The organism is Pseudomonas sp. BF-B-26 (assembly GCF_019956495.1).
Lineage (GTDB): Bacteria > Pseudomonadota > Gammaproteobacteria > Pseudomonadales > Pseudomonadaceae > Aquipseudomonas.
The window spans coordinates 112700-125685 of the sequence record NZ_JAHBDP010000113.1 but is presented as its reverse complement, the minus strand read 5'-3'; the positions used below and the strand labels follow the sequence as shown (position 1 = coordinate 125685).

Below are 12986 nucleotides of genomic sequence, written 5' to 3'. Positions count from 1 at the left end.
GGCTCTTAATTTTCAAAAGCTGGCTGAGCCTGCAACGGCAGGTGCAAGGTGATGCAGGTGCCTCGGCCTTCAATGCCATCGGCGACGCTGATCCGCCCGCCGTGAGCACCGACCATGCCCTGACAGATCGCCAGCCCCAGACCGGTGCCTTGCCCGCCACGATCACCGCGCGCGGCGGTGTAGAACATGTCGAAAATCTTCGCCCGTTCTTCCTGCGGAATCCCCGGACCTTCATCGCTCACCGAAAAAAACAGTTCGCTGTCATCAGCCCCGGCGCGCAATTGCAGGCGACCGTTAGGCGGTGAAAACCGCGCGGCGTTTTCCAGCACGTTGACCAGCGCCTGTTCGATCAGCGCGGCGTGGACGTACAGCAACGGCAACTCTGGCGGCACTTCGGTGGTCACTTGCAATGGCGCCAGCACGGCGCGCAGACGATTGAGCGAACTGCCGACGATGTCGGCCGGCGACACCCAGTCCCGCGCCAGCTTCAGGGCGCCGTGCCCGAGGCGGGTCATGTCCAGCAGGTTCTGGATGTAGCGATCGAGGCGCTCGGCTTCATCGCGAGTGCCTTCAAGCAGTTCGCGGCGATCCTCCAGCGGGATCGCCTCACCGAGGGCCAACAGGCTGTCGATGCTGCCGCGCATGGAGGTCAACGGCGTGCGCAAATCATGGGACACCGAGGCCAGCAAGGCACTGCGCAGTTGCTCGGTTTCGCCATGCAGCCGGGCGGCTTCCAGGTCTTCGGCCAATTGCGCCCGGGCCAGCGCCTGGGCCAGCGGCTGGCTCAGCGCGGTCAACAAACGCCGACGCTGACCGCTCAAGGTCTGGCCCTCTTTGGCACACACACCGAGCAGTGCCAGCGGCCCGTCTTCCACCGACAACGGCCACCACCACCAACGCCCGAACGGCAGCGTGCCGGTGCCCGCGCCGGCCGGTTGATCGTGTTGCCAGGCCCAATCGGCGGCAGCGCGCTCGGCTTCGGAAAACTCCAACGGGCCTCCGGTTTCGACTTTCCAGCCGCCCTGCCCGTCTTGATTGAGCAGGCAGATTTGCAGATCGCTCCAGCCATCGAGGTGCTGGGCCGCTGCGCTGACCACCGCCTGGCGGTCGGTGGCGGCGGTGAGTTTGCGCGACAGGTCGAGCAGTTCCGTGGTCTCTTCCTGGGTGTCGCGCAGCGCCTGCAATTGCCGCCGTTGCCGGGCCGCGAGGTTACCGGTGAGCGCCGCCATCAGCAGGAAGAACAGCAAGGTCAGCACGTCTTCTTCGCGCTGGATGGCGAACGAGAAATTCGGCGGGATGAACAGAAAGTCATAGGTCAGAAACGACAGCGCCGCACAAGCCAGCGCCGGGCCCAGGCTGCTGCGCACCGCCACCAGCAACACCGCGGCGAGGAACACCAGCGAGATATTGGGCAGCGGCAAGACACTTGCCACCGCCCAGGCCAATGCGGTGGCGAGCACCGTCGCCACCAGCGCCAGCGCGTAGTCGAACCACACCAGTGCCTGCGCCGAACGCTGGCGCGGCTGATGTTGTTCGTGATCGCTGTCGAGGACGTTGATTTCCAGCCCGCGCGCATCGCGCAGCAACCGTGACGCCAGACCGCCGCCGAACAACCGTCGACGCAAACGCTGCCGGGACTGACCGACCAACACCAGACTCGCGCGGCGTTCAGCGGCATGCTGGATCAGGGTTTTCGCCACCTCGCCGGCGCGCAGCAGCACCACTTCGCCGCCGAGGCGTTCGGCCAATTGCTGGGCGCTTTGCAGGCGCAGCCGCGACTGCTCGTCACGCACACTGCCGTTGTCCACATGCACCAGGCTCCACGGTAAATGCCGACGCTGGGCGACGCGACTGGCGTGACGCACCAGACGCTCAGCCTGTGCATCGCCATCGACGCCGACCAACAGGCGACCGCGTACCGCTGGCGCCGCTTGGCCGAGCTGGCGATAGCCCTGGGCCAAATCATCATCGACCTGAGCGGCGGCGGTTTGCATCGCCAGTTCACGCAGGGCTGTGAGGTTGGTCTGGGTAAAGAAAGCGTCGATGGCCGCCCTCGCCTGCTCCGGCACGTAAACCTTGCCATCGCGCAGACGCTCGAGCAGCTCGCGCGGCGGCAGGTCGATCAGCAGCAGTTCGTAGGCTTCTTGCAGCACCCAGTCCGGCAGGGTTTCGCGGACCTGCACACCGGTGATGCCGCGCACTTTGTCGTTAAGACTTTCCAGATGCTGGACGTTGACCGTGGTGTACACGTCGATGCCTGCCGCGAGCAGTTCCTGAATGTCCTGCCAGCGTTTGGTGTGGCGACTGCCGGGGGCGTTGCTGTGGGCCAGTTCGTCCACCAGCACCAGTTTCGGTTTGGCTGCGAGCAGGCCGTCGAGGTCCATTTCTTCGAGCATCACGCCACGGTATTCCGAGCGCACCAACGGCTGCTGCGGCAAGCCGCCGAGCAGCGCTTCGGTTTCGGCGCGACCGTGGGTTTCGACCACGCCGGCAATGACTTTCACGCCCTGACGCAGTTGGGTGTGGGCCGCTTGCAGCATGGCGTAGGTCTTACCGACACCGGGTGCGGCGCCGAGAAAAACCTTGAGCCGGCCACGGCCGTCGCGGGGCAGGTCTGCTAACAGCGCGTCGGCGCGGCCGGAGTCACTCATGCTTGGGGATCTCTTTAATCAGATGTTGGTGTGGTGTCTGTGAGGCCGTCTTCGCGAGCAAGCCCGTTCCCACAGGAGAATGCATTCCAATGTGGGAGCGGGCTTGCTCGCGAATGGCCGCACCGCAGATCTACAGCTTTTCCAACGCCATATTCAGCGCCAACACGTTCACCACCGGCGGCCCCACCAATGGCTGCTCGACGTGCGCATCCATCAATTGTTGAAGGGTCGCCACCGGCAGATTGCGCGCCGCTGCAACACGCGCCAGTTGATAGGCAATTGCGGCCGGTGGCAAGTGTGGATCGAGACCGCTGCCGGAGGTGGTGACCATCGCCAATGGCACCGGACCCTGGCCCGACACCTGCAGTTTGTTGGCATCGTCGATCACCCGAGTGGCCAACGCCGGGTTGCTCGGCGAAAGGTTACTGGCACTGCTCGACACGGTGGCAAATGCACCGGCCGATGGCCGTGGATGGAACCAGGCGTCACCGACGAAATCTTGCGCAATCAGCGACGAGCCGCGGACCTTGCCATCGGCGTCGTGGACCAGACTGCCGTTGGCTTGATCGGGGAATGCGACCTGGGCGACACCGGTAACCACCAGTGGATAGGCAACGCCGGTAATCAGGGTCATCAGGACAAGCAGGCTCAGGGCCGGGCGTATCATTGTGGACATTTCAAAATCCTCGAATTTCAGTCAGATGGTCCGTGTCGTGTTCTTCGCGAGCAAGCCCGCTCCCACAGGGGAATGCATTTCAAATTGTGGGAGCGGGCTTGCTCGCGAAGGCGGTGTGGCTGGCACACCGCGCCAGGGTCAAACCAGATGCAACGCCGTCAACAGCATGTCGATCGCCTTGATCCCCACAAACGGCACCACAATCCCGCCCAATCCATAGATCAACAGATTGCGTCGCAGCAACGCCGCCGCACTCGCCGCCTGCACGCGCACACCGCGCAATGCCAATGGAATCAGCACCACAATGATCAAGGCGTTGAACACGATCGCCGAGAGAATCGCGCTCTGCGGACTGCTCAGGTGCATGACGTTCAGCACACCCAGTTGCGGGTAGATCGAGGCGAACAGCGCCGGCAAAATCGCGAAGTACTTGGCCACGTCGTTGGCGATGGAAAACGTCGTCAGCGCACCACGGGTCACCAGCAATTCCTTGCCGATCTGCACCACGTCCAGCAGCTTGGTCGGATCGCTGTCGAGGTCGACCATGTTCGCCGCCTCGCGCGCTGCTTGCGTGCCGTCGTTCATCGCCATGCCCACGTCCGCCTGGGCCAGGGCCGGGGCGTCGTTGGCGCCGTCGCCGCACATGGCAACCAGGCGACCGTCGTTCTGCTCGTGGCGAATGCGCGCCAGTTTTTTCTCCGGTGTGGCTTCAGCCAGCACGTCATCGACGCCCGCCTCGGCGGCAATCGCTGCAGCGGTCAGCGGGTTGTCGCCGGTCACCATGACAGTGCGAATCCCCAGTTTGCGCAGTTCGGCGAAACGCTCGCGGATGCCGGGTTTGACCACGTCCTTGAGGTGGATGACACCGAGCAATTTACCGTCGGCGCAGACCAGCAACGGGGTGCCGCCGCTCTGGGCGATCTTATCGATTTCCCGGGACAGCGGTGCGGCCAGATCGGCGCGTTTCAGGCCGACGAAGGCCAGCAGCGAATCCACCGCGCCTTTGCGATAGATCCGGCCCTGATAGTCAACGCCAGACAAGCGGGTTTCAGCGCTGAACGGCACGGCAGTCAGCACCTCGGGAGACGGCTCGGGTTGCGGGTGAAGACCGCGCAGGTACTCGACGATGGATTTGCCTTCAGCCGTGTCATCGGCCAAGGAGGCAAACAACGCGCCCTCGGCCAGTTCCTTGGCAGTGACACCCGGCGCGGCGTACACCGCGGTGCAACGACGGTTACCGAAGGTGATGGTGCCGGTCTTGTCCAGCAGCAGGACGTGTACGTCCCCCGCCGCTTCCACCGCACGCCCGGATTTGGCGATCACGTTCAGGCGTACCAGACGGTCCATCCCGGCGATCCCGATGGCCGACAACAGGCCGCCAATGGTGGTCGGAATCAGCGTGACCAATAACGCCACCAGGAACACCAGCGGCAGGCTGCCGTTGGCGAAGTGGGCGAACGGTTGCAGGGTGACGACCACCAGCAGGAAGATCAGAGTCAGGCCGATCAGCAGGATGTCGAGCGCCACTTCGTTCGGGGTTTTCTGGCGCTTGGCGCCTTCGACCAGGGCGATCATACGGTCCAGTGTCGACTCGCCCGGGTTGGCGGTGATCCGCACCAACAGCCAGTCGGACACCAGTCGGGTGTTGCCGGTGACGGCCGAACGGTCGCCGCCGGATTCGCGAATCACCGGCGCGGATTCACCGGTAATCGCCGCTTCGTTGACCGCGGCAATACCTTCGATTACCTCGCCGTCACCGGGGATCATTTCCCCCGCTTCAACGCGGACCACATCGCCCTTGCGCAGGCTGGTGGCCGGCACGACTTGAAAGGCGCCGTTGCTGGTTTTGCGCCGGGCACTCAGACCTTCGCTACCGGCCTTGAGGCTGTCGGCGCGGGCCTTGCCGCGACCTTCGGCCAGTGCTTCGGCGAAGTTGGCGAACAGCACGGTGAACCACAACCACAAGGCGATTTGCGCGGCGACAAAAGTCGGCACGGCGCTGTCGGGAATGAAGCACAGCACGGTGGTCAGGATCGCGGTCAGTTCGACCACCAGCATCACCGGCGCGCGTTGCAATTGCCGAGGGTCAAGCTTGACGAAGGCTTGCACCAGCGCCGGACGCCAGAGGGCCGAGATCGCGGTTTTCGGTTGTTCCGGCGCCTTGACGGTGGCGGCTTTAGTTGCGGGCATATTCATCATTGACTCCTTAGAAGCCCATGCTCAGATGTTCAGCGATTGGGCCCAGCGCCAGGGTCGGCAGAAAGGTCAGGCCGCCCACCAGCAAAATGGTCACGGTCAGCAAGGTCACGAACAGCGGGCCATGGGTCGGGAAGCTGTTTTGGCCGATCGGTGCGCTTTTCTTCATCGCCAGGCTGCCGGCCAACGCCAGTACCGGGAGGATGTAACCGAAGCGACCGATCAACATGCCCAGGCCGAGCATCAGGTTGTGGAACGCGGTGTTGGCACCGAAGCCGCCAAACGCCGAGCCGTTGTTGGCGCTGGCCGAGGTGTAGGCGTATAACAACTGGCTGAAGCCGTGGGCACCGGGGTTACTCACCGCCGCAACCGGGCCGGGCAAGCTCGCGGCAATCGCGCCGAGTACCAGCACACCGACCGGCATCACCAGCAAGGTCACGACCAGCAACTGGACTTCCTTCGCCTGCAGTTTCTTGCCGAGGTATTCCGGCGTGCGACCGATCATCAGGCCGGCGAGGAACACCGCGATCAACACGTTCAGCAACATGCCGTAGAGCCCGGCACCGACGCCGCCGAAGATCACTTCGCCGACCATCATGTTGACCAGCGCGACCATGCCGGTCAGCGGGTTGAGGCTGTCGTGCATGCCGTTGACCGAACCGTTGGACGCCGCGGTGGTCGTCACCGACCACAGCACGGTGGCGGTGGTGCCGAAGCGTGCTTCCTTGCCTTCCAGCGGCGCGGTCTGTTCGACGGCGACATTGTTCAGGGTCGGGTTCGGCTGGTATTCAGCCCACAGCGATGTCGCGCCGCCGATCAGGAACAGCGCCAGCATGCAGGCGATGATCGCGCGGCTCTGACGCAGGTCTTTCACGTAGTGGCCGAAGGTGAACACCAGCGCCACCGGAATCAGAATGATCGAGCCGACTTCAAACAGGTTGCTCCACGCCGTCGGGTTCTCGAACGGGTGCGCCGAGTTGACGCCGAAGAAGCCACCACCGTTGGTGCCAAGTTGCTTGATCGCAATCTGGCTGGCGGCCGGGCCCAGCGGGATCACCTGATCGACGCCTTGCATCGTCACCGCATTCACGTACTGAGCGAAGGTTTGCGGCACGCCCTGCCAGACCAGATACAGTGCCAGCAGCAGGCACAGCGGCAGCAAGCCGTAGAGGGTGGCGCGGGTCATGTCGACCCAAAAGTTGCCGAGGGTCTTGCTCGACTTGCGACCGATGCCGCGACACAGGGCTACCAACACGGCGAGGCCGGTGGCGGCGCTGACGAAGTTCTGCACGGTGAGGCCGACCATCTGACTCAGGTAGCTCAGGGTCGCTTCGCCGCTGTAGGACTGCCAGTTGGTGTTGGTCATGAAGCTGACGGCAGTATTGAACGCTTGCGTCCACTCCTGGCCCGGCAGGTTTTGCGGATTCAGCGGCAAGTGATCCTGAAACAACAGGATCGCGAACAACAGCAAAAAGCCCGCGAGGTTGAAGGCGAGCAAAGCCAGGGTGTATTTCTGCCAGCTCTGTTCGGCCTGCGGATCAACGCCGGCCACCCGATAACACCCGCGCTCCACCGGCCCGAGAATCGGCGAAAGCCAGGTGCGCTGACCTTCCATCACCTTGTAGTAGAAGCGCCCCAGAAACGGTGCCGGTATCAGCACCAGGGCGAAAAAGGCGAGGATCAGCCAATAGTCATAACTGTGCATAGCCGCTCCTAGTTCCGGTCCGCGCGCAACAGCGCAACCAACAGATAAATGAACAGCCCCACTGCCAGTAGCAGTGACACCCCGTCCAGAACGCTCATGGAAGTTCTCCGTGTTACGGCGTATTGCCGCGTGTGGAGTCATTGTCGGTAGGGAGGCTGTAAAGGAACGAGAGCGAGGGTGTTGGCTGGGCATAAAGAAAGCGTAAAGAGTGGGTTTATGCCGGCGTTACACGGTGACCGGACGAGCCTCTTCGCGAGCAAGCCCGCTCCCACAGTTGATCGGCGTCGAACACAAACTCTTTGTTCGTTGGAGATCAACTGTGGGAGCGGGCTTGCTCGCGAAGGCGGCATTACGGCCAACAACGCTCCCAACTGGCGCACAAGACACTGACATCCAGCACCGAACATCCCCGATACGACAGCTTTCGGCGCTTTACGACGCACAAATACAAAATGGCACGCCCACTGCAAACGCCCTCCCCCGAGCTTTCCAAACCGTTCAGGGAGCAACGCATGAACACACAACTCAAACCCACGCTGGGCACGTTGCACTTGTGGGGCATTGCGGTCGGGCTGGTGATTTCCGGTGAATACTTCGGCTGGAGTTATGGTTGGGGCGTGGCAGGCACACTCGGTTTTCTGGTGACGTCCTTCATGGTCGCCACGATGTACACCTGCTTTATTTTCAGTTTCACCGAGCTGACCACCGCGATCCCTCACGCTGGCGGTCCCTTTGCCTACAGCCGCCGCGCCTTTGGCGAGAAAGGCGGATTGATCGCTGGGCTGGCGACACTGATTGAATTTGTCTTCGCCCCGCCGGCCATCGCGCTGGCGATCGGTGCGTATCTGAACGTGCAGTTTCCAGCGCTTGATCCGAAACACGCAGCGGTCGGTGCCTACATTGTGTTCATGGGCCTGAACATCCTCGGGGTGAAACTGGCCGCAACCTTCGAACTGGTGGTCTGCGTTCTCGCAGTAGCCGAACTGCTGGTGTTCATGGGCGTGGTCGCCCCGGCGTTCAGCTTCAGTAACTTCGCGCTGAACGGCTGGGCCGGCTCCGATGTATTCGGTGCGCCGGCGATTGCCGGGATGTTCGCGGCGATTCCGTTTGCCATCTGGTTCTTCCTGGCCATCGAAGGCGCCGCCATGGCCGCCGAAGAAGCCAAGGATCCCAAACGCACGATTCCGAAGGCCTACATCAGCGGCATTCTGACGTTGGTATTACTGGCGATGGGCGTGATGTTCTTTGCCGGCGGCGTCGGTGACTGGCGCACCTTGTCGAACATCAACGACCCGCTGCCGCAAGCGATGAAAACCGTGGTTGGCGAAAGCTCGGGCTGGTTGCACATGCTGGTGTGGATCGGCCTGTTCGGCCTGGTGGCGAGTTTCCACGGGATCATCCTCGGCTACTCGCGGCAGTTCTTCGCCCTCGCCCGGGCCGGTTATCTGCCGGTGTCCCTGGCCAAGTTGTCACGCTTTCAGACCCCGCACCGGGCAATCATCGCCGGTGGCGTGATCGGCATTGCCGCGATTTATAGCGATGGTTTGATCAACCTGGGCGGCATGACGCTGACGGCGGCGATGATCACGATGGCGGTCTTCGGGGCGATCGTGATGTACATCATGAGCATGCTCAGCCTGTTCAAACTGCGCAAAACCGAACCGAATCTGGAGCGCACCTTTCGCGCGCCGTGCTATCCGCTGGTGCCGCTCATTGCGCTGGTACTCGCAGTGGTCTGCCTGGTGGCGATGGCCTGGTTCAACACACTGATCGGGTTGATCTTCCTGGGCTTCATGGCAGCGGGTTTCGTGTACTTCATGCTCACGGCGCAATTGCGTGCCGATGCGCCGGCAGACGCGATGCTGACAGGGCTCTAAACAGGCGAAGTGCGGCTGTCAGAACAGGCATAGAATGGAACCACTGCGAAAATTAATCGCTCAAAGTGGTATGCACGATCGATTGGCGAAATCCGCCAATCGGCCTGCCCTCAAGGAGAGCCCTATGCCCTGGTATGCCTGGTTGATTCTGATCGTTGCAATTGGCTCGATCGTTGGTGGTTTGATGATGCTGCGTGACACCGCCAACAAGGTCGAACTGACCGAGGAGCAACGCAAACGCGTCGCTGAACGCAACGCGCAAGCGGATGCCAAGGATGCGCAGGACCGCTAAAACAAAACCCTGTCATTCACATTGAATGACAGGGTTTTGCGTTTCTACTTTTCCCAATCGGCCTTGGCGATGTGCAGGCCATGCAGCCCTTTGTATGCAGCCCGTTCCGGCTGGCTCCAGCCCTCAAGCAACGAATCCTCCAACCGATAAATCTCCACCCCGAGCGGGCGACACACGCTTAGTGGGTCCTGCGCATCCGGCCCCCACATGGCCAGCGACAGATCACCGCCCGGGCAGGTCGAGAGCGCACACAGCAGATCGATTTCGGCAAAAAACTCCAGGTAATCGCCCTTCTGTGCCGGACAGGCTTTCATGAAGTACATGTCGTCGTGATTCAGGCCCGTGCACTGGAAAATGTTCAGCACGTCATGCACGTCGAACTCGGTCAGGCCATGAGGCAGCACCGCGCGGGTCAGGTTCGAGTGGCAGTGATGGTGGAAGTCTTCGCCGGTGAGCATTTTGTTCACATAAGGATCGCAGCGGGTGCCCAGCAAATCGTGCAAACGACCGCCATGTTCGTCGATGCCGTAACCGGCCAGGCTGTCATCGGTGATGGTCACCAGCGGCCGCAGAAAAGGCAGGTTCGACCAGAGCCGGTCATGGGTGCTGACGTGTGCGCCCTGTAACTGCCGGGTCCGCGCCGCCCACAAACGCTCCCGTGGATCGTTGGCATTCCAGACGTTGAAATCCCCGACTTGCGGGCCAACAGGCGTGGTCACCCGGAACACATGCCCGGCCGGCACTTTCCAGGCGCGACCGGTACGGATCGGCACCTCGAACTCTTCGATCAGCGTGCGCCCGTCCTTCTTGTCGCGGATCCGTTCGTAGAAGGCTTTGTCCACCTGCAAGGCGGAACCTTTGCTGACTTGATAGGCCGCCGGATAGTCTTTGTACATGGCACGAATCCTCGATCAGTGATGGGAAGAACGGGTAAGCATCTGCAACAGGAGGTGTTCGGAATCGTCGAGATACAGGCTCATGGCATCCTCGGCCGCGGGTTTGTCGCCCTCGGCCAACAACTCATGGATCTGCCGGTCACGCGCCAGCCAGGGCGCCTGAAAACGTGACTCATCGGGGGCGGTGCAGAACACCAGGCGCAATTGCGCGACGACGTTGGTGAAGAACTCGTCGAACAACGGACTGCGCAGCAATCCGACGATGTGTTGATGAAAGGCCAGGCTGTGGGTGCCGACGGCGCGCCAGTCTTCGCGCTCCCGGGCAAGCTCGGTGGCTTCCAGGGCTTCGAGCATCCGGTCGGATTGATAGTCGCGCAGCGGCTGACTCGCGCTGATGGCCTGCAACTCCAGAGTGCGCCTGACCTTGAACAGATCTCGCACGTCCTCGACGCCCAGCCTGCGCACCATCACGCCCTTGTTACGCACATAACGGGTCAGACCTTCCTGCCCCAGGCGATGCAGCGCTTCGCGAATGGTATTGCGGGAGGCGTTGTAGGCGGACACCAGATCGTTTTCCACCAACGCCATGCCCGGCAGCAAACGGCCGCCAATGATGTCAGCGCGCAACTCAAGGGTGATCTGGTCAGCCAGGGACAGTCCGCTGTTCATACTCATTGCCTCGTGATTGTTCAACAATCGTCTGTCAATGAGTAATCACTATTCGTGCCAGTTCGCTCAAGACAGCAGGACGGAGTTGGACTCATCTGCATGCTTTTTAGAAGTAGAAGTACAAACACCATACAATTTTCATTGGTTAATATGGCGCATTGTTGCGGAGATACCCGATGCGCTACTCGCAGGACCATAAAGCCCAGACCCACCAACGCATCATCAAGGAAGCGTCAGCGCGCTTTCGCCGCGATGGCATTGGCGCGACAGGTCTGCAACCGCTGATGAAAGCACTGGGCCTGACTCACGGTGGTTTCTACTCGCATTTCAAGTCCAAGGACGAACTGGTGGAAAAGGCTTTGCAAGCCGCGGGCGAGCAGGTCGATATGATTTGCGCCGAGCTCTTCGCCCAGGATCGTCCGCTGGAAGCGTTCATCGACGCCTATTTGTCCGAATGGCACCAGACTTCACCCGATGAGGGTTGCCCGTTGCCGACCATGTCATCGGAACTCGGCCTGCGGGGGCAGCAAAGCCCGACCACTGACGTGGTGCTCAACGCACGGCTTGAACAAGTGCAAGGCACGCTTGAAGACGAGGACGCCGCCGACCAAAGCATCGTCATCATGTCGACGCTGGTCGGGGCTTTACTGCTGTCACGCAGTGTCGAGAATCCCGAGCTGGCTCAGCGGATTCTCGACGTGACTCGCGCCTATCTCAAACAACCCCGGGACTAGCCCTCCCAGCGCTTGAACAGCACGCTGGCATTCACCCCACCAAACCCGAAGCCGTTGGACAGCGCGTATTCGATAGCCATCGGCCGCGCCTGGCCGTGGACGATGTCCACGCCTTGGGCGGCGGGGTCCGGGTTGTCGAAGTTGAGGGTGGCCGGCACGACCTGATCGCGAATTGCCAACAGCGTGAAGATCGCCTCGATACCGCCCGCGGCACCGAGCAAATGTCCGGTGGCCGATTTGGTCGATGTCACGGCGATTTTGTTATCCGCGCCGAACAACGCCTTGATGGCCGCCAACTCTCCCAAGTCCCCGACCGGGGTCGAGGTTGCGTGAGCATTGAGATGCTGCACCTGTGCCGGCGAAATGCCTGCCTGGGCCAATGCCAGCGACATCGCCCGTTGTGCACCGCTGCCATCCTCGGGACCTGCCGTCAGGTGATAGGCATCTGCACTGGTGCCGTAACCGACCAGCTCCGCCAACGGTTGAGCACCACGAGCCAGGGCATGTTCCAGGGATTCGATCACCAGAAGGCCAGCGCCCTCCCCCATGACGAAGCCATCGCGGTCACTGTCGAACGGCCGCGAGGCACGTTCCGGGGTGTCGTTGAAACCGCTGGACAACGCGCGAGCAGCGGCAAACCCGGCGAGACTGACGCGATCGATCGCCGCTTCCGCGCCGCCACATACCGCAATGTCTGCCTCGCCACAACGAATCAACCGCGCCGCATCACCAATCGCCTGCACCCCGGCCGCGCAAGCGGTCACCGGCGCACCCAATGGGCCCTTGAAACCGTGCTGGATCGACACATGACCCGCGGCGAGGTTGACCAGGAATGAAGGAATGGTGAACGGCGACAGGCGTCGCGGCCCACGACTGTCCGTGGTGCGCACCGCATCCGCTATCGCCCCGAAACCACCCACGCCGGAGCCGATAATGGTTGCCGTACGCTCCTGGGCATTGGCGTCCGCCGCTTGCCAACCGGCCTGCTCCAGCGCCTGACGCGCAGCTTCCATGGCGAACAGAATGAAGCGGTCCATCTTCTTCTGCTCTTTGGGCGCCGTCGCCCGGTCCGGGTCAAAACCCGCCTCGGGATCATCAGCCAGCGTCGGCACTGCCCCCCCGACCTTGGCCGGCAAATCGGCCACCACCTCATCCGGTAAATTGCGCAACCCGGAACGTCCAGCCAACAGACGCGACCAGACGGCTTCGACGCCAGAACCCAATGGCGACACCAAACCCATGCCCGTTACCACTATTCGACGATCACTCATACCGCAAATACCTCAAGCC

The 12986-nt window shown here is 62.1% G+C and carries 11 protein-coding genes; 3 read left to right on the top strand and 8 right to left on the bottom strand.

All coding sequences use genetic code 11. The annotated features are described in order from the left end of the window. Nucleotides 1–5: 5 nt before the first annotated feature. The 5 genes from KGB03_RS25940 to kdpF all read right to left on the bottom strand — a co-directional run bounded on the left by KGB03_RS25940 (nt 6) and on the right by kdpF (nt 7326). Nucleotides 6–2651 carry a sensor histidine kinase gene (locus tag KGB03_RS25940; protein WP_218537308.1) on the bottom strand — a complete coding sequence of 882 codons (2646 nt, stop codon included), beginning with the start codon at nt 2649–2651 and terminating at the stop codon, nt 6–8. 130 nt (nt 2652–2781) lie between these two features. Then, the gene (gene kdpC / locus KGB03_RS25935) at nt 2782–3327 is read right to left on the bottom strand and encodes a potassium-transporting ATPase subunit KdpC (RefSeq protein WP_223529869.1); all 546 of its coding nucleotides are present in this window, start codon (nt 3325–3327) and stop codon (nt 2782–2784) included. 138 nt (nt 3328–3465) lie between these two features. Further along, nucleotides 3466–5523 (bottom strand): potassium-transporting ATPase subunit KdpB, encoded by a 2058-nt coding sequence (gene kdpB / locus KGB03_RS25930; RefSeq protein WP_223529867.1) that lies wholly within the window; start codon nt 5521–5523, stop codon nt 3466–3468. Between the two features lie 10 nt (nt 5524–5533). After that, nucleotides 5534–7228 (bottom strand): potassium-transporting ATPase subunit KdpA, encoded by a 1695-nt coding sequence (kdpA, locus tag KGB03_RS25925; RefSeq protein ID WP_223529859.1) that lies wholly within the window; start codon nt 7226–7228, stop codon nt 5534–5536. Between the two features lie 8 nt (nt 7229–7236). Beyond that, entirely contained in the window at nt 7237–7326 is a 90-nt protein-coding gene (gene kdpF, locus KGB03_RS25920) for a K(+)-transporting ATPase subunit F (RefSeq protein ID WP_007899818.1), read from the bottom strand. 414 nt (nt 7327–7740) lie between these two features. Here kdpF and eat point away from each other — a divergent pair, with 414 nt between their 5' ends. Beyond that, on the top strand, nt 7741–9105 hold the full coding sequence (gene eat, locus KGB03_RS25915) for an ethanolamine permease (protein WP_008148767.1): 1365 nt from the start codon (nt 7741–7743) through the stop codon (nt 9103–9105). Between the two features lie 124 nt (nt 9106–9229). Further along, nucleotides 9230–9397, top strand: a complete 168-nt coding sequence (locus tag KGB03_RS25910) for a DUF2897 family protein (protein WP_111450692.1) — start codon at nt 9230–9232, stop codon at nt 9395–9397. 44 nt (nt 9398–9441) lie between these two features. On the opposite strand, the gene KGB03_RS25905 is transcribed toward KGB03_RS25910, so the two are convergent. Together KGB03_RS25905 and KGB03_RS25900 are read right to left on the bottom strand one after the other, a co-directional pair. Then, nucleotides 9442–10293 (bottom strand): urea carboxylase-associated family protein, encoded by an 852-nt coding sequence (locus tag KGB03_RS25905; protein WP_008148761.1) that lies wholly within the window; start codon nt 10291–10293, stop codon nt 9442–9444. Nucleotides 10294–10308: 15 nt separating this feature from the next. Then, a complete protein-coding gene (locus KGB03_RS25900; RefSeq protein WP_218537303.1) occupies nt 10309–10962 on the bottom strand; it encodes a GntR family transcriptional regulator in 654 nt (217 codons plus the stop codon). Nucleotides 10963–11138: 176 nt separating this feature from the next. Here KGB03_RS25900 and KGB03_RS25895 point away from each other — a divergent pair, with 176 nt between their 5' ends. Further along, nucleotides 11139–11696, top strand: a complete 558-nt coding sequence (locus KGB03_RS25895) for a TetR/AcrR family transcriptional regulator (protein WP_218537302.1) — start codon at nt 11139–11141, stop codon at nt 11694–11696. On the opposite strand, the gene fabF is transcribed toward KGB03_RS25895, so the two are convergent. Next, entirely contained in the window at nt 11693–12967 is a 1275-nt protein-coding gene (gene fabF / locus KGB03_RS25890; protein WP_223529852.1) for a beta-ketoacyl-ACP synthase II, read from the bottom strand. The genes KGB03_RS25895 and fabF overlap by 4 nt on opposite strands. Nucleotides 12968–12986 lie beyond the last annotated feature (19 nt).